The 19,793-nt window shown below is 63.9% G+C and carries 19 protein-coding genes; 9 read left to right on the top strand and 10 right to left on the bottom strand.

Going from position 1 to position 19,793, the window contains the following annotated elements; all coding sequences use genetic code 11:
- Positions 1 to 2: 2 nt before the first annotated feature.
- Positions 3 to 629: a TetR/AcrR family transcriptional regulator gene (locus MESAU_RS22810; RefSeq protein WP_015318385.1), complete on the bottom strand. Its 627-nt coding sequence runs from the start codon at positions 627 to 629 to the stop codon at positions 3 to 5.
- Between the two features lie 124 nt (positions 630 to 753).
- Here MESAU_RS22810 and MESAU_RS22805 point away from each other — a divergent pair, with 124 nt between their 5' ends.
- From MESAU_RS22805 to MESAU_RS22790, 4 genes are all read left to right on the top strand, one after another.
- Entirely contained in the window at positions 754 to 1,941 is a 1,188-nt protein-coding gene (locus MESAU_RS22805) for an MFS transporter (protein WP_015318384.1), read from the top strand.
- A gap of 5 nt (positions 1,942 to 1,946) precedes the next feature.
- Positions 1,947 to 3,248 (top strand): D-arabinono-1,4-lactone oxidase, encoded by a 1,302-nt coding sequence (locus MESAU_RS22800; protein ID WP_015318383.1) that lies wholly within the window; start codon positions 1,947 to 1,949, stop codon positions 3,246 to 3,248.
- On the top strand, positions 3,245 to 4,390 hold the full coding sequence (locus MESAU_RS22795) for an alanine racemase (protein ID WP_015318382.1): 1,146 nt from the start codon (positions 3,245 to 3,247) through the stop codon (positions 4,388 to 4,390). The genes MESAU_RS22800 and MESAU_RS22795 overlap by 4 nt, the downstream gene beginning before the upstream one ends.
- Positions 4,391 to 4,466: 76 nt before the next feature.
- Entirely contained in the window at positions 4,467 to 5,417 is a 951-nt protein-coding gene (locus MESAU_RS22790) for a bifunctional helix-turn-helix transcriptional regulator/GNAT family N-acetyltransferase (protein ID WP_015318381.1), read from the top strand.
- 7 nt (positions 5,418 to 5,424) lie between these two features.
- Here MESAU_RS22790 and MESAU_RS22785 read toward each other — a convergent pair whose 3' ends face one another.
- The 6 genes from MESAU_RS22785 to MESAU_RS22760 all read right to left on the bottom strand — a co-directional run bounded on the left by MESAU_RS22785 (position 5,425) and on the right by MESAU_RS22760 (position 11,412).
- Positions 5,425 to 6,258 carry an AraC family transcriptional regulator gene (locus MESAU_RS22785; protein WP_015318380.1) on the bottom strand — a complete coding sequence of 278 codons (834 nt, stop codon included), beginning with the start codon at positions 6,256 to 6,258 and terminating at the stop codon, positions 5,425 to 5,427.
- Between the two features lie 170 nt (positions 6,259 to 6,428).
- A complete protein-coding gene (locus tag MESAU_RS22780) occupies positions 6,429 to 7,481 on the bottom strand; it encodes an ABC transporter permease (protein ID WP_015318379.1) in 1,053 nt (350 codons plus the stop codon).
- Positions 7,478 to 8,275, bottom strand: a complete 798-nt coding sequence (locus MESAU_RS22775) for an ATP-binding cassette domain-containing protein (RefSeq protein ID WP_015318378.1) — start codon at positions 8,273 to 8,275, stop codon at positions 7,478 to 7,480. The genes MESAU_RS22780 and MESAU_RS22775 overlap by 4 nt, the downstream gene beginning before the upstream one ends.
- Positions 8,276 to 8,361: 86 nt before the next feature.
- Positions 8,362 to 9,375: a substrate-binding domain-containing protein gene (locus MESAU_RS22770; RefSeq protein ID WP_015318377.1), complete on the bottom strand. Its 1,014-nt coding sequence runs from the start codon at positions 9,373 to 9,375 to the stop codon at positions 8,362 to 8,364.
- Between the two features lie 97 nt (positions 9,376 to 9,472).
- Positions 9,473 to 10,378: a sugar phosphate isomerase/epimerase family protein gene (locus tag MESAU_RS22765; RefSeq protein WP_015318376.1), complete on the bottom strand. Its 906-nt coding sequence runs from the start codon at positions 10,376 to 10,378 to the stop codon at positions 9,473 to 9,475.
- Positions 10,379 to 10,380: 2 nt separating this feature from the next.
- Positions 10,381 to 11,412 carry a Gfo/Idh/MocA family protein gene (locus tag MESAU_RS22760; RefSeq protein WP_015318375.1) on the bottom strand — a complete coding sequence of 344 codons (1,032 nt, stop codon included), beginning with the start codon at positions 11,410 to 11,412 and terminating at the stop codon, positions 10,381 to 10,383.
- A 169-nt stretch (positions 11,413 to 11,581) separates the two neighbouring features.
- Here MESAU_RS22760 and MESAU_RS22755 point away from each other — a divergent pair, with 169 nt between their 5' ends.
- The 4 genes from MESAU_RS22755 to MESAU_RS22740 all read left to right on the top strand — a co-directional run bounded on the left by MESAU_RS22755 (position 11,582) and on the right by MESAU_RS22740 (position 16,190).
- The gene (locus MESAU_RS22755) at positions 11,582 to 12,607 is read left to right on the top strand and encodes a LacI family DNA-binding transcriptional regulator (protein ID WP_015318374.1); all 1,026 of its coding nucleotides are present in this window, start codon (positions 11,582 to 11,584) and stop codon (positions 12,605 to 12,607) included.
- Positions 12,608 to 12,697: 90 nt separating this feature from the next.
- Positions 12,698 to 13,177 (top strand): MarR family winged helix-turn-helix transcriptional regulator, encoded by a 480-nt coding sequence (locus tag MESAU_RS22750; RefSeq protein ID WP_015318373.1) that lies wholly within the window; start codon positions 12,698 to 12,700, stop codon positions 13,175 to 13,177.
- Positions 13,174 to 14,352, top strand: coding sequence for an HlyD family secretion protein (locus tag MESAU_RS22745; RefSeq protein WP_015318372.1), 1,179 nt, complete (start codon positions 13,174 to 13,176; stop codon positions 14,350 to 14,352). The genes MESAU_RS22750 and MESAU_RS22745 overlap by 4 nt, the downstream gene beginning before the upstream one ends.
- Before the next feature lie 305 nt (positions 14,353 to 14,657).
- Complete coding sequence (locus MESAU_RS22740; RefSeq protein WP_015318371.1) at positions 14,658 to 16,190, top strand: DHA2 family efflux MFS transporter permease subunit; 1,533 nt, start codon at positions 14,658 to 14,660, stop codon at positions 16,188 to 16,190.
- 47 nt (positions 16,191 to 16,237) lie between these two features.
- Here the strand turns inward: MESAU_RS22740 and MESAU_RS22735 are convergent, their stop codons facing one another.
- The gene (locus tag MESAU_RS22735; protein ID WP_015318370.1) at positions 16,238 to 16,768 is read right to left on the bottom strand and encodes a CAP domain-containing protein; all 531 of its coding nucleotides are present in this window, start codon (positions 16,766 to 16,768) and stop codon (positions 16,238 to 16,240) included.
- 70 nt (positions 16,769 to 16,838) lie between these two features.
- On the bottom strand, positions 16,839 to 18,062 hold the full coding sequence (locus tag MESAU_RS22730; RefSeq protein WP_015318369.1) for a TadE/TadG family type IV pilus assembly protein: 1,224 nt from the start codon (positions 18,060 to 18,062) through the stop codon (positions 16,839 to 16,841).
- Positions 18,063 to 18,312: 250 nt separating this feature from the next.
- Between MESAU_RS22730 and MESAU_RS22725 the strand changes: the two genes are divergently transcribed.
- The gene (locus MESAU_RS22725) at positions 18,313 to 19,137 is read left to right on the top strand and encodes a DUF2189 domain-containing protein (protein WP_015318368.1); all 825 of its coding nucleotides are present in this window, start codon (positions 18,313 to 18,315) and stop codon (positions 19,135 to 19,137) included.
- A gap of 4 nt (positions 19,138 to 19,141) precedes the next feature.
- Here the strand turns inward: MESAU_RS22725 and MESAU_RS22720 are convergent, their stop codons facing one another.
- Entirely contained in the window at positions 19,142 to 19,774 is a 633-nt protein-coding gene (locus MESAU_RS22720) for a LysE family translocator (RefSeq protein WP_015318367.1), read from the bottom strand.
- Between the last annotated feature and the right edge of the window lie 19 nt (positions 19,775 to 19,793).

The following is a 19,793-nucleotide window of genomic DNA, read 5'->3' as shown; positions in this document are numbered from 1 at the left end:
CGCTAAAGAAACAGCCGCAACTGGGTGTGGATGATCGATCGGTAATCCTCGATGGTCCGGCGGCTTTCCACTTCGCCTTGCGCAAGCGCCAGGCGCACAACGCCGCCGGCGAGCTGGAAGATCAGCAGAACCATGCGTTCGAACTGCTCGTGCTTTTCCGGCTCGAGCAAGGCGATGACGTGGTCGCAGAACATCTTGGCTTGATGCCGGGTTTCGGCGATGTCGAGATTCTTCAGCGCCTTGTCGGCCTGGATGGCGTTCTGCAGATCCTGGATGGCCGGATCGCCGGCGACCCGGCTGAGGTAGTCGTCAAGCAGCCGATCGGACGCGGCGATGACGTCCTTGGCTTCGCGGACATCGGCGACGATCGCCGCCAACCTGGCACGGCTGACCTCCGAGAACCGCTCATAGAGCATCGCCAGGATCGCCGACTTGTTGGGGAAGTAGTGGTAGACGGTGGCGATCGGCCCGCCCGCCAGCATGCCGACCTCCTTCATGGTGACGGCGTCGATGCCTTTCTCGCCGATCAGCCGCATGGTGGTCGACAGGATGGCGTCGATGCGCTCGCGGCTGCGCTCCTGCTTGGGCCTGCGCCTGGGCTCGGTGATCGTTCGACTGGCTTGCGTCATGCACCGATCTTTCGCACGAGTTCCCAAATTCCGGTTGACAAGAAATATGATCAAGTATCAGTTTCTGGAATGCTGACAGACTGTCAGCTTTTTTGCCGTGCGGCAAGGACGTTGGGAGGCGCCTATGGCTTCGACAAGCGCTGATCTTCAGGGCGAAGGCGACTGGCTGGTCGGCAATCCCAGCGGCGGGCAGCTCGCCTCGGCCCTGTGGATCGGGTCGGTCGGCCTGCTCATTCTCGGTCTGCAGCCCGTCCTGCTCGGCGCCCTCTATACCGAGGGCCATGTCAGCGGCGACGAACTGGCGTTGGTCGCCACCGCCGAGATGATCGCCATCGCGATTGGTTCGGCGATCGTCGCGATGCTGCTTTCCGCCCACAACATGCGCTGGAAAAGTGCCGTCCTCCTGCTGCTCTTGGCGCTGGCCAATGTGTGGACCGCCTATGCCGCCGGCGCCCACACGCTGATGGCGGCCCGCGCGCTGGCCGGCCTTGCCGAAGGCGGCCTTGTCGCGGTCGCCACCGAACTGATTGCCCGTTCGCGGCGCGCCGAACGCATCGGCGGCTATTTCGTCACCATGCAGACCCTGGCGCAATGCGCACTTGCCCTGGTGCTGGCGCTCTATGTCATTCCAGCCGCCGGGTCGGCTGGCGGCTTCCTCGTTCTTGCCGTCGTCTGCGTCGCGTCGCTGGTGGTCGCCTTTGCTGTCCCTGCCGATTATGCCGATCTGCCGAAGGACGAAAACCTCGCCAATGTGCTGACGGTTCCCTCGATCACCGCGCTGTTGTCGGTCTTCTGCTACTTCATGTTCTTCGGCGCCGTATGGGCCTTTCTGGAGCCGCTTGGCGCCCAATTCGGCATCGACGGCCGCACCGTCGGGCTGATCGTCTCGGCCAGCCTCGCGGCGCAGGTGCTGGGCGCGATGACGGCGACCGTGTTCGAGGCGCGCATCGACTATCGCCTTGCCATCGCGGCGATCGGCCTCGCCGCGCTTGTCGCCTCGCTCGTGCTTGCCAGCGGGCCCGGCCTCACGATGTTCTGGGTCGTCGCCCTGATCATGGGTTTTATCCTGCTGTTCATCGTGCCCTACCAGATCCGGCTGGCGATCACCGCCGACGAGACCCGCACCGCCGTGCTGCTGGTGCCGGCCGCCCAGCTTTTCGGCCTGGCGATCGGACCGGTCGCGGCGTCGCTGCTCATCGACGGCAAGGAGTTTCGCCCGGTTCCCGAGTTCGCCGCCGCAAGTGCTGTCGCCAGCGTGGCGTTGCTCGGCCTGTTTGTCCTGGCGGCGCGGCGTCGCCGCGCGATTGCGTGAGCCCCATGTCGAACAGCTGGAGCAACTGGTCCGGCTTTGTCACCGCCGAGCCGCGGCTGCTTGCCAGTCCGGCAGATGCCGGCGAACTCGGCGATCTCATTCGCACCGCACCCGGCCCGGTCCGCGTCGTCGGCGCCGGTCACTCCTTCACGCCATTGGTGAAGTCCCAAGGCACCATCCTGTCGCTGGAGAAGCTGGAAGGGCTGGTCGCGCATGACGCGAAAAAACATCAGGCGCGTGTGCGGGCAGGGACGCGGCTTGGTCCGCTCATGCACATGCTGCAAGGCATCGGCCAGGGCCTGCCCAATATGGGCGACATCGACCGCCAGGCGATTGGCGGCGCGCTGGGCACGGCCACCCATGGCTCAGGGCCTACGCTGGGCGCGTATCACACACAGCTGGAAACGGTGCAGATCGTCGACGGGCTTGGCAAGGTCCGCGACTTCAAGCGGGAAGGGGATCAGGAAACGATCCATGCGATCGGCGTTGCGCTTGGCGCCTTCGGTGTGCTCAGCGAAGTGACGTTGAACAACATCGCGACCTACCGGCTGCGGCGCCGCAAATGGGTGCTGCCGATAGCCGACATGCTGCGCGATTTCGAAACGATGATGAGCGAGCACCGGTCGGCCGAATTCTACTACATCCCATTTTCAGGCTACGCGCAGTTCATCGCCAGCGACTTCAGCACCGAGGCGACCACCCCGCGCCCGACCGACGATGACGAGGGCTCGCTGCGCACGCTGCGCCGCCTGCGCACCGGGCTTGCCTGGCTGCCGTCGCTGCGCCGCAGGCTGATCCTGGGCGCGGTCGCCAAGGTGCCGGCCGAGGATTACGTGCAGGACTGGCTCAACGTCTATGTCAGCGACCGGCAGACCAGGTTCAACGAGATGGAATATCACCTTCCGTTCGAGGAGGGGCCGAAGGCGCTGGCCGAGATCATCGAACTGACCGAGAAGCATTTTCCGGAAGTTTATTTTCCGATGGAAGTGCGGTCGGTGGCATCGGACGAATTCTGGCTCTCGCCTTTCCACAAAAGGCTCACCTGTTCCATCGCCATCCACCATGACGCAGCGAACGATCCGTTGCCGTTCATGCGCGCGGCCGAGCCGATCTTCCGCGGATATGGCGGCAGGCCGCACTGGGGCAAGATGCACAGCCTGAAAGCGGCCGACCTGAAAAAGCTCTATCCGCGCTGGGACGATGCGATGGCGGTGCGCCGCGACATCGATCCGCAAAACCGCTTCGTCTCACCCTATATGGCCGACCTGTTCGGCATCGAACCCAGTTCTTTCGGCATCCAGCCATGAAGGCGTATTTCGCCACGCTTTCGGATGCGCTGAGAGAGGCGGACATTTTCCAACCCTGCCTGCTGCTCGACCTCGATCGGCTGGATGGCAACATTGCCCTGGTGAAGAAGCGGCTTGACCCCAGTCTTGCCGTCCGTTTGGTCGACAAGTCGCTCGCTTGCCTGCCGCTGCTCTCCCATATCGGCAAGGCGCTTGGAACCCACCGCCTCATGACCTTCCATCCGCCGATCACCGAGGCGGTGCTGAGGGCGTTTCCGGATGCGGATCTGCTGTATGGCAAACCGATGCCGGTTGGTGCGGCAAGGGCGGCGCTTTCTAGGGGCGATGCAGTCTGGTCGCGCGTCTGCTGGCTGATCGACACCCAGGAGAGGCTGGCGGAATATGGCGGGCTCGCCGACGAACTCGGCGCCGAATTGCGCATCGCTTTCGAAATCGATGTCGGACTGCACCGCGGCGGCTTTGCCGAACCGGCGGCCCTGTCGCGGGCGCTGAATGCGCTGCCCACCCACAAAGGGCTGCGCTGCGAAGGCGTCATGGCCTATGAGGCGCATGCGCCGCACATACCCGGCCTGTTCGGTGGACCGGCCAAGGCGTTGGCGCAAGCCTCCGAACAGGCCGCCGCTTTCGTCGCGCGCCTCGGCGCCGACCAGCGCCATATCCTGAACATTGGCGGCAGCAAGACCGCGCTGCTTCATCATGGCGGCATTGCCAATGAAGTTTCGATGGGCTCGGCCTTCGTGCTGCCCGTCGATTTCGACACGCCCGGCCTTGATGGCTTCCAGCCGGCGGCCTTCATCGCGACGCCAATCCTGAAAGTGGTCGAGCCGATGCTACCTGGCCCGCCGGCGGTCTCGCGCCTGCTGCAGGCGCTGGGCCGGTTTCCGCGCAAGGGCTGCTATCTCTATGGCGGCAAGTGGATGGCCGAACCGGTGTTTCCCGAACGCATGACGAGAAACGGCCTGCTTGGCCTGTCTTCCAACCAGCAATTCATGGGTCTGCCCGCCCAGGCCGTCGTCAGGCCCGGTGACTATGCGTTCCTGCGGCCCACGCAGAGCGAGGCCGTGCTGCAGCACTTCGGACCGATCGCGGTGCTTTCCGGTGGCAGGATCGTCGACCGCTGGCCGGTGTTGCCGATGATGTAAGCATCTCGGGCGCCTTCCCTAATAGTTGACTCCGTCAAGTAAATGATCGATCCTGTGCCAGCAGGAGATGACTCGCATGACAATCCACCATCAGCCAGACAAGGCTGCGCCCAACAAGGGCCTGATCGATGCGGTGCGGGCGTTCAACCGCTTCTACACCCGCCAGATCGGACTGCTCGATGAAGGGCTGCTGAAGAGCGCCTTCTCGCTGACCGAGGCACGCGTGCTCTACGAACTGGCGCATCGTGACGGACTGACCGCGACCGATCTCGGGCGCGATCTCGGTCTCGACGCCGGCTATGTCAGCCGTTTGCTGAAGAAGTTCGAGCGCCTTCACCTCATCTCCAGGGCCACGCTGGCTTCGGACGCTCGGCAATCGTCGATCGCGCTGACGCCGGCGGGCAGGAACGCCTTCGCGCCGCTGAACAAGGGTTCGCACGATCAGGTCGCGGCGCTGCTCGATCGTCTGCCTGCGTCGGAACAGGAGCGTCTGGTCAAGTCCATGCGCACGGTGCAGCGTCTGCTGGATGACGATGCCGAGCCCAAAATCCCTTATCTGCTGCGGCCGCTGCAGGTCGGCGACATCGGCTGGATCATCCGCCGGCAAGGCATGCTCTACGCGCAGGATTATGGCTGGGACGAAACCTATGAGGCGCTGGTCGCCGAAATCCTCGCGGCGTTCGTAAAATCCTACGAGCCGAAATGGGAGCGCGGCTGGATCGCCGAGCGCGAAGGCGAGGTCGTCGGCTCGGTCTTCGTCGTGCGCAAGTCGGATCAGGTGGCCAAGCTCAGGCTGCTCTATGTCGAACCTTCGGCGCGGGGCCTCGGCATCGGCAAGCGCCTGGTCGAGGAATGCATCGGCTTTGCCCGCGCCAGGGGGTACAGGACGCTGACCCTATGGACCAACGATATTCTGACCGCCGCCCGGCACATCTACCAGGCGGCCGGTTTCAGGCTGATCGAGGAAGAGCCTCACCATTCCTTCGGCAAGGATCTGGTCGGCCAGAACTGGGAACTGGAGCTGTAGCAGCGCGTCATGCCTTGACGGGCACCCAGATCTCCAGCCCGCCCTTGCCGGTGTGGGCATCGAATTCAGGCCCGTAGCGCTCGAATTCCGGCGCATCGGCAACCTCGTGGCCGGATGCCGGCAGCCAGCTGTTCCAGATCGTATTGATCGTTCGCCGGATGGTCGAGATGTGTTCGCGATGCGTGAAAACGGCGTATCTCTGCGCCGGCACCCGCACCCGTTGGAACTCCTTCGGCAGATCGGCGAAGTCGCGCACCTCGACGCCGACGACATAATCGAAATTGCCGGCATCGTCGCCATTGAGGCAGACGCCGTAGAAAACGCCGGCCACTTGCCCGGGGATGTGGCCGATATGGGGAGCGAAGCGCTGCCATTGCATTGGAATGCCGGCGCTGGACTCACAACTGTAGCGCTCGCCCAGTCCGGCGATGAGGAATGGCCGGCTGGTCTCGAAGCGCGGTGGTTCAAGTGTGGTCAAAAGCGAATTGTCCATCAGGATGGGCTCCACGAGGTCGAGGGTCTCAGTCGAACCTTGCGCGCGCACCAGTTCCGGCGTGGTGCCGAACTGGTCGCGGAAGGCCCGGGTGAATGCCTCATGCGAGTTGTAGCCGGCGTCGAGCGCGACGCACAGGATGTCGGGCGCCCCGCCGGCCAGCCTGCGCGCCGCCTCGGTCAGCCGGCGCGAGCGCATGTAACCCATGACGGAGCGGCCGGTGGCGGCGCCGAAGGCGCGCGTCACATGAAAGCGCGACACGCCGCTGCTTTGGGCCACGTCGTCGAGCGTAACAGCCTCCGGCAGGTGGCTTTCGACAAACCATAGCGCCTTCTCGGTCGGGTTCATGTGTTCCTCGCATGTGGCGTCCTCACTCTGACGCCTCGTTGCCCGGCCAGCTTGATCGAAATTGCGCATCGCGCAAATAGGCGATCGGGCCCGCGCGGTGTCGTCCGCCCGGCCCGTCGTCTATCGTTGGCTCGGATGACCGGCAAATCGCCGTTGAACGGCCGACTGGTTCAGCGGTAGCGCGCCTGATTCCATTTGTGGCCAAGCAGCGAAAGGATGATGATCAGCCCGTTGAAGAACTGGACGTAGAAGCCGCTGAGCCCAGCCGCCACGACGCCAGTTTGGATAAACGACACCGTGACGGCGCCGATCGCGCCGCCGGCCACGGTGCCGATGCCACCCCAGGTCGGCGTGCCGCCGACGAACACCGAGGCCAGCACCGGCAAGAGATAACCGTCGCCGGCGGTTGGCCACCAGGTGAAGTTGATCATTACCGAGAACGTGCCGGCGATCGCGGCCCCGATGCCGACGAAGACGAACACTTTCACCCGCACGCGCTTGACATCGATGCCCATCTGCTGGGCACTGTCGGGATTGTCACCGACCACCTTCACCTGCGCGCCGAAGCGGTGGCGGTTGTAGAGCATCGCCGAAAGGACGACGAAGGCGATGGCCCAGAAGATCTGCACCGGAACGCCCAGGACCTGGCTGGAGAAGATCCTGTAGGCCCAGCTGTCGGCAAGGCTGGTCAGCGAAGTCGATCTGCCCTCATTGATGATCTGGATCAGGCCGCGCAGCAGGAAATTCATGCCGAGCGTGGCGATCAGCGACGACAGCCCGCCATAGACCACCAGCGACCCGACGAGGAAGCCGAGCAGCGTGCCGGTGACCAGCGCCGCCGCAATGCCGAGGAACGGATCATAGCCCGCCTGCACCACCAGCGCGAAGACCCAGGAGGCAAAACCCATCGTCGCGGGAAACGACAGGTCGATCTCGCCGCAGGTGACGACGAAGACCAGCGGCACGACCACGAACAGCGCCACGGGAAGCGTGGTGAGCACGGCGCTGTAGAGATACCAGGTTGTGAAGACCGTCGGGTTGGCGATCATGAAGACCGCCATCATGACGACGAACACGCCGAGCGTGCCAAGCGACGCGCGGTTGTCAAGGATGAAGCCGCGCATCCAGTGATCGGACGGGTGCTTCCACTCGTTCTGGGAACTGCCTTGGCGGGAAATGCCGGCCGACGGCTCGTGCAGATCGGGCTCCATGGTCTTGCTCATCGTGCTCTCTGCTCCGCGTCGCCGGTGTCGTGCAGCCCGGCCAACCCGCCCGGATGCGCGACGTCTTCCATGAAGTTGATGAGGTCTTCGGCCGACTTGACCTCGCTGCGATCGGCGGTGAGCGCGACCTTGCCGCGATCCAGCACCACGAAGCGATCGGCGATGTCGAAGACATGATGGATGTTATGGCCGATGAACAGGATCGAGCGGCCGCTCGCCCGCACCTGGCGCACGAAATGGAAGACCTTGGCGGTCTCGGTCAGAGACAGCGCCGTCGTCGGCTCGTCGAGGACGATCAGTTCGGCCTGCTTGTAGATGGCGCGCGCGATCGCCACGCCCTGGCGTTCACCGCCCGAAAGCTGGCCGACGATCGAATGCGGCGTGAACACTTTCGAGGTGAAGCCGATCTCGCGCATCAGCCGGCTCGCCTCCTCGATTTCCTTGCCGACCTTCAGCCAGCCGAAAGGGCCGGTGAGTTCGCGGCCCATGAAGATGTTGCGGACGATCGTCTGCTGCACGGCCAACGCCCGGTCCTGGAACACCGTTTCGATGCCGGCCTCGCGCGAACGTGCCGCATTCCATCCGGTCACCGGCTTGCCGCGGATGAGGATCTCGCCGCTGGTCGGCTTGACCACACCGGAGAGGATCTTGATCAGCGTCGACTTGCCGGCGCCGTTGTCGCCGATGAGGCCGACCACCTCGCCGCGATCGACGCTGAGATTGACCCCGCCAAGTGCGTAGACATGGCCGTAGGACTTAGCGATATCGCGCAGCTCTATGAGACGTTCGGCCATAGCATCCTCGCTTGATTGTCTGGCGCCAGCCTTCTCGCCAGCGGCCCCGCCGGCCGGGGCCTGATCCCGGCCGGCGGCTTGGGAGGTCAGCGCAGCGCCTGCTTGGCGAGTTCTGCGACGATCTCGTAATTTTCGGGCGTGACGAAACCGGCGCCGGTGTCGACGTTCATCGGCGCCAGACCCAGCACCACCTGCTGGCACAGGCTGAGGATCGGCAGATAGCCCTGCAGGAATGGCTGCTGGTCGGCCGTCAATTGTACCCAGCCGCCCTTGAAGCCCTCGACGATCTGCGGGCTGGTGTCGAAGCCGAAGTTGAAGATGTCGCCAGGCTTTCTGCCAGCTGCCTGCATGTAGGTGGCGACATTGCCGAGCATCTGTCCGCCGGGATAGCCGACGGCCTTGACATCGGGATTGTTGAGCAGCGCTGCCGTAAGCACCGGTATCGCCAGATTGGGGTCGGAAGCCCATTCGCCGCTCGGCGGCGACGACAGCTGGATGACTTCGACGCCCGCCTCCTTCAAGGCCGCCACCGTGCCGCGCTCGCGTGCGCCGCGGCTCTCGTTCTCGAACGGGCCGATCATGATCGCCTTGTCGCCGGCCTTCAGCTTACCGAGCTTGAACGCTTCGGCGCCAAGTGCGCGGCCCTGCTGTTCCTGCTGCGCGCCGATATAGCCGCCACCGAACGCCGCCGTCACCTTCGGCACCGGGACGTTCTGGTACATCATCTTGATGCCCTCCTTATGGGCCTCGTCGGCGAGCGGCATGATCGCGGCGTCGCCTGGATGGCCCATCATGGCGATGCCCTGGGGCTTGACCGCGACCGCTTCGCGCAATTGCTGCACCATCTTCTCCGCGTCCCACTGGGAGAAGATGTAGTCGACCTTGGGTCCGAGATCTGCCGCCGCCTGCTTGGCGCCATTGTAGACGATGGTGCCGAAGGCGTCGCCCTCGGCGCCGCCGACGAAGAAGCGGATGTGGACGTCCTTGCACCATTGGGCGTCGAGCGCCTGCGCCGGCAAGGTCAAGATTGTGGCGGTAAGCGCCGTGGCCGCCGCCACGACGGCCGTGCGCAGAAGTGTCGTCCTGATCGCGATGCTCATGCACGTTCCTCCCATTGTTTTCCTCGTCAGCCGAGGGGCCTTTGAACGATTGCTTTGGCAATGCCACTTGCGGCCGGCTCCTCCCGCCGACCGATCCTCACGCCGGATTTGGCAGGTAGCTCGCACCTCCCCGGCATAGTTTGAGATACTCCAGGGCGCGTGCCTGCCCCGTGATCTCGAGGTCGCCGCGATAGACCGGGTCGTGCCAGCCTTCGATGTCGATGGCGCCCTTGTACCCGGCCAGCCTCAGTTCACTGATCACCCGGGACCAGTCGCTGTCGCCGAAGCCGGGCGTGCGCATCTGCACGAAGGGCAGGCGGCCGAACACGCCGTTCTCGCGGATGACGTCCCAGCGCACCGTGGCGTCCTTGCCGTGGACATGAAAGATGCGATGCGCCCATTTGCGGATCTGCGGGATCGGATCGATCAGGTAGACGAGTTGGTGGCAGGGCTCCCATTCGAGACCGAGATTGTCGTTGGGCAATTCGTTGAACATCAGCTCCCAGGCATCCGGATTGTGGGCGATGTTCCAGTCTCCGCCGGCCCAATTGCCGTCCATCGCGCAATTCTCGAAGGCGATGCGCACGCCCTTGTCGGCGGCGCGTCTGGCCAGTTCGCCCCAGACTTCGCGATAGCGCGGCAGGCTGTCGGTCAGCGGTTTCCCGCGGATGCGGCCGGTAAAACCGCTGACCAGCCTGGTGCCGAACAGATGGGCGTTGTCGATCACCGTTTTCCAGGCCTCGAGCACGCCGCGGTCGGTGTCGCCGCTCTCGAGCGGATTGCCGAACACGCCGATCGAACTGACGGTGACGTCGGCATCGCCGATCGCCTCTTCAATCTCTCCGGCGAGCCGCGGCAGATCCTTGCCGCCGAGCGTCTGCCAGAAAAAGGGCTGGATGCTCTCGAAGCCGAGCGGCAGGATTTGCCTGATATAGGCGGCCGGGTCTTCGAGATTGGCCCGCACCATGGTGCCGATCCTGATGTCGAGAAGCGGGTTCGGCATGGTCATCCTTCCTGCGATGCGATGTTCACGCGACGACCGGTCTCGGCGCTCTGGATCGCCGCGAAGACCATGGCCAGGCTCTTGATGTTGTCCGAGCCCCGTGTCTCCGGCTCGGTGCCGGTTTCCACGGCTTGCACGAAGTCGGCAATGACGCCGAGATGCCCGCCGATACGGTCGGACGGATCGAGGGGAGGCACTGTCACCGGCCCGACCTTGTCGATCAGGCCTTCGCGCTCCGGCAGCACGACTTCCGCCTTCACCTCGTCATGGCCGTCCCAGATCAGGCTGCCGCGCTCACCGACGATACGCCAGCTGCCCTCCCAACTGGTGCGAAAGCCGTCGGCGCACCAGCTGCCACGATAGGTGAACATCCTGTTTCGGCCGAGCCCGAAAGTGGCGCTTGCCGACGACCCTTGCCGATACCAGGAATTGGCCGGCTCCCATTCCTGGCAATAGACATCGGCAGGTTCGCCGTTGACCATGTAGCGAGCGGCATCGAAGGTGTGGATCGCCATGTCGAGCAACAGCACGTGGCGCATCTCTTCGCGAAAACCGCCAAAGTGCGGCGCCACGAAAAAATCCGCGTGGATGCTGGTCGGCGCGCCGATGGCGCCTGAATCCAGAAAGCGGCGGATGCGCCGGACATTGGCGACATAGCGGCGGTTCTGAACGACGGCGTGGACGCGGCCGGCGCGCCGCGCGGCGTCGACGATGGCGCGGGCGTTGGCCGGACTGTCGGCGAGGGGCTTTTCCGTCAGCAGGTGACAGTGATGGGCAAAGGCCAAATTGGCCACCTCGCCGCGGGCGGCCGGAACGACCACGTCGAACACCGCATCGGCTTTGGTTTGATCCAATATGACGTCGAGATCGGTGCCGATCGCGGCCCCGGCAAGGTCATATTCGCGGGCTCGCTGGCGTGCCCTGTCGGCGTCGAGGTCGACGAGACCGGCAATCCTGATTTCAGGGGACTGACGGGCGGCCTCGAGCCATGTTTTGCTCATGGCTCCGCACCCGACCAGGACGACATGCAGCATCCGGCGCTCCTCCGCCAACCCCTCCCGGTTGGCATTCACGGTTCTTCCGTAAACGTTTACGATGACACACCCGAAGGCGTAGAATGTCAACCGGATTTGTGGGCCGTTCGTCTGAGTGGCCTTGGCCGCAAGGTCCGCTAATGTTAGCGGGAACGGAAGGGGATTGGTCTTGGCATCCAGCATTCACGATCTTGCGCGTCATTTGAATATTTCGATCGGCACGGTGTCGCGGGCGCTCAATGGGCGCGCCGATGTCAATGCCGAGACGCGGCAGCGCGTGCTCGATGCGGCGCGCCTACTCAACTATTCACCCAACCAGTCGGGCAGGAACCTGCGCCGGGGCACCACGCATGCCGTCGCGTTCATGCTGCAGCCCCACCCGGGTGATCAGCAATATGGCGAGCCGTTTTTCATTCCGTTCCTGAGCGGGTTGCAAGCGGCACTGGCCGAGCACGGGCTCGACCTGATCATCGTCATGGGCGCGCCCGCCGACTATCAGCAGGAGCGCCTGCGACGGGTCGTCGAGACACGCCGCGCCGATGCCGTGCTGCTGGCCTGGACCCGGCGTGAGGACGATCGCATCGACTATCTCAGCAGGGCCGGCTTTCCCTTTGCGACGCTTGGCCGAAGCCAGTCCGGTGACGAGACCTATCCCTCGCTCGACCTCGATTTCGAGAAGGCGGGCGCCGACGCAGTCGACCGCCTGGTTGCACGCGGCCACCGCCGCATCGCCGCCATCCGGCCGTCACTCGACCTCACTTTCGGCTATCTGTTTCTTGACGGCTATCGCAAGGCGCTGCGGCGGCACGGCATCCACATCGATCCCGAGCTGATCGCCGACGGCTTCATCAACGAAGCCGGCGGCTACGCGGTGACGCCGCAAGTCATGCGCTCGAAGGATCCGCCGACAGCGATCATCTTCAACAATGACGCGATGGCGCTCGGCGGCTGCAAGGCGCTTGCCGAGATGGGGATCATGCCCGGTCAGGGCATCGCGGTGATGGTCATCGTCGATACGCCGCTCTGCCGCTATTTCTCCCCGGCGCTGACCGCTTTCCGCCCGGCATTGGAGCCGATGGGACGGCGGCTCGGCGAAATCCTGCTCGCCTCGCTGCCGGCTTTCGCCGGGCCCACGGGGCCGCAGACCATCAGGGAGGTCTGGCCGCTGGAACTGGTCGCGCGCGACAGCGATTGACCACACGCCTGTTTCCGCCATCCGCATTTGCCGGCTTTCATAGCGAAGTGGCATCTTGAATAGTAAGCACGCTTATTATATGTATCGCTCATGGTTTCAGATGGCATCGATAGATTGGGATTTTTGATCCACGACGTGCAACGCCTGATGCGCAAGCGCTTCGAGGCGCGCGCCAGCGGGCTCGGCCTGTCTTCGGCGCAATGGCGGCTTCTGGTCCGCGTTGCCAAGGAGGCGGGCGTTGCACAGGCGCGGCTCGCCGAACTGCTCGAAATCGAGCCGATCAGCGTTTCACGCCTGGTCGATCGGATGGAGGAGGGCGGCTGGATCGAACGCCGCTCCGACGCGACCGACCGGCGCGTGCGCATGATCTTCCCGACCGAGAAGGCGAATGCGGCCTATGCGGACGTCAAGAGCCTTGCTGGCGAGGTCTATGAGGAATCGCTCAGCGGCGTTTCGCCGGAAGACCGGCGCATCCTGATCCGGGCGCTGGATGTAATCGTGCAAAATCTGACGGACAGCGAAGCTTCGTCGCTTGAAAAGATCAAGAGTGCGGAAGGTGCGGCAGCATGAACGCGGTAGCCAAGGTAGAAGAAAACGCTCCCAAGGTGGAGATGGAAGCGCCGGTCCAGCCGGCATCAGCCCCGGTCGCGGTCGCTCCTCCCGTGCAACCCGCGCCGGCGCCGAAGAAGAAGCGCCGCTTCGGCCGCTTCTTCTTGATGTTCGCCTTGCCGGCGGCATTGATCATCGGCGGCGGCTATGTCTGGGTGACCGGCGGGCGCTACCAGGAAACGGAAAATGCCAATCTGCAGCAGGCCAAGGTGTCGATCGCCTCTGATACGGCCGGTCGTATCGTCCAGGTCGCCATAACGGACAACCAGACGGTCAAGCAGGGCGATCTCCTGTTCGCCATCGACCCCGAGCCCTACCGGATCGCGCTCGCCCAGGCGGACGCCGCGGTTGCTACCGCGCGCCTCAATGTCGAGCAGTTGCGCGCGGCCTATAGCCAGGCGCTGTCGCAGCAGAAGTCCGCTGCCAGCGAGGTCGACTATGCGCAGTCGCAATTCGATCGCGCCGCCGATCTTGCCCAGAAGGGCATCAACGCCAAGTCGTCGCTGGATCAGGCCAAGAACGATCTCGACAAAGCCAGGCAGCAACTGGCTGTTGCCGAGCAAGGCATCATCAGCGCCAAGGCGGCACTCGGCGGCAACCCCGACATCGAAACCGACAAGCATCCGACGGTGATGTCGGCGCTCGCGGCGCGCGACAAGGCTGCCTATGATCTGGAGCAGACCACCGTGAAGGCGCCTGCCGATGGTGTCGTCTATCAAGCCGCGTCCTTCAAGGTCGGCCAATATGTCGGCTCTGGCACACCATTGTTTGCGCTGGTCGAGACCGGCGACACCTGGGTCGACGCCAATTTCAAGGAAACCCAACTGACCAACATGAAGCCGGGCCAGAAGGCGGAGATCGTGGTCGATACCTACCCGGGCAGGACCTTCGAGGCGACGGTCAGGGCTATCGGTGCCGGCACCGGCGCGGACTTCTCGCTGCTGCCCGCCCAGAACGCCACCGGCAACTGGGTCAAGGTCACCCAACGCATCCCGGTGCGCCTGGAACTGACCGACCCCGACGCCAAGATGGCGCTGCGCACCGGCATGAGCGCCTCTGTTACGGTCGATACGGGCGTCGCGCGTGGCTGGCCGTCGATTTTCGGTCACGCTACGGCCGGCGAGCCCGCGAAGTAGTCGGCAGAAGCCCGCGGAGACCAGGCGGGTGAAAGCGAGTTGAAGGATTGGTCTGACGGGAGGGTGGGAAGGATCAGCGTTTGGGCCGAGCCGCGTGGCAGCCGTCCAAAATTTGAAATCTTCGACACGGACCTGTCGGTCCTCAGGTTTCCGGGCGGCAGGCATCCGCTCATCAGAGACTTTCAGTCGATGTAACCCCCACATCGATAATCGCGTCCCACCGCGACGAAGGTCTCTCAACGGAAGGCTTTGCCGCCCGGAAACCCGTTGTACACGTTTCTGTTACCTTCTGGAAGTTCTGCGCCATGAGCACGTCCGAGCCATTCAAAGAAGTGCCGCATCGTGGCCTGATCACGGTCGCGCTCATGCTGGCGACGATCATGCAGGCGCTCGACACCACCATCGCCAACGTCGCGCTGCCGACCATGACCGGCGATCTCGGCGCCTCGCCCGACAACATCAACTGGGTGCTGACCTCCTACATCGTCGCCGCCGCCATCATGACGCCTGTCACCGGCTGGCTCGCCGACCGTTTCGGCCGCAAGGAACTGTTCCTGACGGCGGTGGTCGGCTTCACCATCTTCTCGATGTTGTGCGGCCTGGCGTGGAGCCTGGAAACCATCGTGCTTTTCCGGCTGATGCAAGGTGTGTTCGGCGCCGCGATCGTGCCGCTGTCGCAGACCTTCCTGCTCGACATCAACCCCAAGGAGCGCCATGGTCAGGCGATGGCCATATGGGGCGCCGGCATCATGCTGGGACCGATCCTCGGCCCCACGCTCGGCGGCTGGCTGACCGAGAATTTCAACTGGCGCTGGGTGTTCTTCATCAACCTGCCGGTCGGCATCGTCGCCTTTCTTGGCATGGCGGCCTATCTGCCGGCGGTCGCTCGGCGGGTGCGCAGCTTTGATTTCTTCGGCTTTGCCATGATATCGCTCGGCGTCGGCGCCCTGCAGCTGATGCTCGATCGCGGTGGCGAGGTTGACTGGTTTTCCTCGGTCGAGATCTGGATCGAGCTCGGTCTTTCGCTCACCGGCTTCTGGGTGTTCATCATCCACACGATGACATCGGAACATCCGTTTATCGATCCGAAGATTTTCCTCGATCGCAATTTCGTCACCGGGCTGGCGTTCATCTTCGTCATGGGCGTGCTGATCCTGGCCTCGATGTCGCTGCTGCCGCCGATGCTGTCGACTATCTTCGGCTATCCGACGGTCACCATCGGCATCGTCATCGGGCCGCGCGGTGTCGGCACCATGATTTCGATGCTCGTCGTCGGGCGCATCATGGGCAAGGTCGATGCCAGGATTCTCGTCGTCATCGGTTTCCTCCTGACCGCGCAGTCGCTCTACACCATGGCAAGCTTCACCCCGCAAATGGACAACTGGCTGATCCTCAGCTCCGGCGTGATCCAGGGCCTCGGCATGGGCATGGTGTTCGTGCCGCTGTCGACGGTTGCCTTCGCCACGCTCGACGCCCGCTACCGCACCGATGCAACCTCGCTGTTCAGCCTGGTGCGAAATCTTGGCTCGTCGATCGGCGTGTCGGTCGTGACCGTGCTGCTGGTGCGCAACACGCAGATCAACCACGCCGAGCTTTCAACCTTCATCAACCCCTTCAATCCCAATCTCTGGGCGGTCTCGCCGGCGGCCGCCGGCGGCGACCCGACGGCACTGTCGCAGGTCGACCGCATGGTCAATCTGCAGGCGATGATGATCTCCTACGTCAACGACTTCAAAATCCTGATGATCATGACGCTGGCCGCCATCCCGTTCGTTTTCCTGCTGCGCAAGCCGAAAACAGCGCCGGCCGGCGGCGCGCCTGCCGCTCATATGGATTGATGTAGCGGCTGCTCGTCAGCGGATGTCCGCTGCCGGCGATGTCTTTGCTACCTGCCGAGCACCAGCGACCAGTAGCGCAGGTTGGGGTCGCGGCCGTCACGGACATAGGCAAGTCCGAAGCGGCTGAAGTCCGGATCGAGTATGTTGCGCCGGTGTCCCTGCGAGTGCATCCAGATATCGAACAGCTTCTGTTCGTCGAAGCGGCCGGCCGCGATGTTCTCGGCCGCGGCACCGTGTACGCCATTGTCCCTCATGCGCGAGGCGAAATCCTTGCCCCAGCCGGTGGTGTGGCTCATGTTTTCACGCTGCGCCATGTAGCCGGCCTGCTGCAATGCTGCTTGCTCCAACTGCGCGTCCGGGGTCAGCGGGCCGCGCCCGGCCGTGGCGCGCAGGCTTGCCAGCGTGCCGGTTGCCGAGGAGGAAACCCCGGCGCCTTGCCCTGTCGGCAGCGAGACGGTGCTGCAGGCGGCAAGCCCAAGCAAGGCCGCCAGGCCAGCCGCCTTGAGCCCAGCCGCCTTGAGCCCGCTGCGCCTGTTCAAGTTCGCGATCTGGTCGCAATCTATTTTCGAAGTGGTCATGCGTGCCTGACTCGGTCCCGATCATGGCTTTTGCCGGGCAGGCGGTGAAAAATCTCGATCGAAGCGGCCCCTAGTTCACAAGCGTGATGAGGCGGCTGGAGTACATCTCTCGATTTCCGAACACCGCCGTGCAGTCGGTCTTGATGGAAGAGTTGCCTGTCATCTGCACGGTCAAGCCAACAAGCCTCAGGCAGTCCCCCTGACCACTCATGTCCGAATTGCCGGCAAACGAAACGGCCGCGTCAGGCGCATAGACGAATCCGCTGATCACGGAATTTGCGCCGCCATTCAGGGTCAAGGCCGAAACGTTCCCGCGGCTCTGGAAGATGGTGATGCCGGCGTAAGGTCCGCTGGTGGGCGGGGAAAGGTTCACCTTTTCATTGGCATTTATGATGATCTGTGCCCCTTCCGTGAGGAATATGGTTACGCCCTGGCCGCTCAGGCTGCCATTCCCGCCCGGCTTCAGGGTGACGCCGCGCAAGATGTAGACGCCCGGGTTGAACGTGATGTTTCCTGACAATGTCTTGTCGCAATAGGTGCCGGGCGACAGCGTGTAGGTTTTGCCGTTCGGCACCGGCAGGCAAAGTGTGTAGGGGGGAGGGACGATGTCGGCCAGGGGATCGAAGGACGCATATTGATGTTCGAGCGGCGTGCCGCAGGTGAGGTTGGCAGCGGGCGGAGAAAGCCCGGAAGTGCCACCGACGGCCGATACGCAGCCCGCCGAGACCTGCGCGGAACCGCCCCTGCTGACGGCATCGGAGGCGTCCGAGTTTGCCGCGATCACGCAGTTGCTCATGGCGACATCGGTCGAGCCTTGCAGGCTCACCGCCGCCGACGCATGCGGATCGAGCGCCAGCACGCAGGCCTGGGCGCCCGGGTGCATCTTGACCGTCGCCGACCGGTGAGCTGGCCAGGGGCCAGCGCCATTGATGAAGCTCGGACGGTTGATGCCGGACGACAGCGAGATGTAATAGGCGCTCGGATCGCCGCTGGCGGTGGCCGAAAAGGCGGAAACGCTGTCTGAATACTCCTGCTGGTCGGCAATGCTCAAATTGGCTGCGAAGAATGTCAGCCCAAGCCCCTGGACATCGTTCGCGCTCATGCTGGGCAGGTATTTGGTGCCGACGGCAAGGCCAGCCGCGTCCAGCGAGTTCTGCAGTTGCGCGGCGTCATCGCTCGTGCCCGTCAGGTCGAGGGTGCCGGCGACGACAGCCATTATCGGCAGCAAGGCTACGGCGGTCGCCATGGCGAAATTGCCGCGTTCGCAAGACCAGAAGCCCTTCAACGTGAACATCGCCCCTCGCCAACGTTTGTAAAGCTCAGGTGATACGCTGTGGGTCTCTACGAGTAATTTAAGCAATAGCTAAAATGCATGGATTCTAAAATGAACTCAGTGGTTCGCCAGACGATGACCGCTCAGCAAACCTTATGAGACGCGGCGACAATCCCGGGAAGATCGGCTATCATGCGAGCGTTCTTCAAGTGGCAGCTACGGGCAGCCACCCTAGGCGGTGACCGCCCCCCGAGAAAAACGGAGGAAGGTTATGGCCGGCTTTCATGTCATGGCGGACGCGTACGGGATGCATGTGCAACCAGCGGTCCGCCGCATTTCCACGGCGGACCTCTGGGACGCGCTCAGGCTTGGCGCCGAGGACTTCTGGGCCAAGCCCTCGCATTACGTGTTCCTGTGCCTGATCTATCCGGTCGCCGGCCTGATCCTGACGCAGTGGACGTCCGGCTCCAATGCCATCCAGCTCGTCTATCCCTTGATGTCGGGCTTTGCCCTGGTCGGGCCGTTCGCCGCGATCGGACTCTATGAGATCAGCCGCCGGCGCGAGCTCGGCATGAACACCAACTGGCGGCATGCGCTCGATGTTCGCCATTCATCGGCGCTGCCCTCGATAGCGGTTATCGGAATCATGCTGTTCGCGCTGTTCCTGTTGTGGCTGTTCACGGCGCAGTCGATCTACACCAGCCTTTTCGGCGGCGAGCCGCCGGCTTCGGTCGGGGCCTTCCTGCGCGATGTGCTGACGACCAGCAAGGGCTGGAGGCTGATCCTTCTCGGCAACGCGGCCGGCCTGGTCTTCGCGGTGGTTGTGCTGGCGACCACGGTCGTTGCTTTTCCGCTTCTGCTCGATCGGGATGTCGGCGCCGTTTCGGCGATAGAGACCTCGGCGCGCGCGGTCATGGCAAATCCGCTGCAGATGGCGCTATGGGGCCTCATCGTCGCGGTGCTGCTGGTGATCGGCTCGATCCCGCTGTTTGCCGGTCTCGCCGTCGTCATGCCGATCCTCGGCCACGCGACCTGGCATCTCTACCGCAAGGTGGTCGAGCCGGCCCAGATCCGGCCGCCGCGCCGGCCGATGTGACGCTTCAGCGCTGCGCGTCAGTCGCCATCTTCAGCGCCAGCGCCGTCAGCACGGTTCCCATCATCCAGCGCTGGATGACCAGCCACAGCGGGCGTCCGGCGAGGAAGGTGGCGATCGAGCCGGCCGTCAGCGCGATGACGGCGTTGACGCTGAGGCTGATCGATATCTGCGTCGCGCCCAGCACCAGAAGCTGCGACAGGACATGGCCCTTGCCGGGGCTGATGAACTGCGGCAGCAGCGACAGATAGAGAACGGCCACCTTGGGATTGAGCAGATTGGTCATCAATCCCATGGCGAACAGCTTGCGCGGCCGGTCCTTCGGCAGGTCGCGCACCTGGAATGGCGAGCGTCCGCCCGGTTTTACGGCCTGCCAGGCCAGCCACAAGAGGTAGAGTACGCCGGCAAAGCGCAGCACATCATAGGCATAGGGCACCGCGATCAGCAGCGCCGTGATGCCGAACGCGGCCGACAGCACGTAGAACAGGAATCCGACAGCAACGCCGCCAAGCGAGATCAGTCCGGCCTTGGGCCCTTGCGACAGTGAGCGCGAGATCAGATAGATCATGTTCGGACCCGGCGTCAGCACCATGCCGAGGCAGACCAGCGCGAAGGCGAGATGGTTGGCGGTATCGGGCATTGTTCGTTCCCCAGCCTGC

Source organism: Mesorhizobium australicum WSM2073 (assembly GCF_000230995.2).
Lineage (GTDB): Bacteria > Pseudomonadota > Alphaproteobacteria > Rhizobiales > Rhizobiaceae > Mesorhizobium > Mesorhizobium australicum.
The sequence above is the reverse complement of the archived record's forward strand: the minus strand, read 5'-3'. Positions and strand labels throughout refer to the sequence as shown.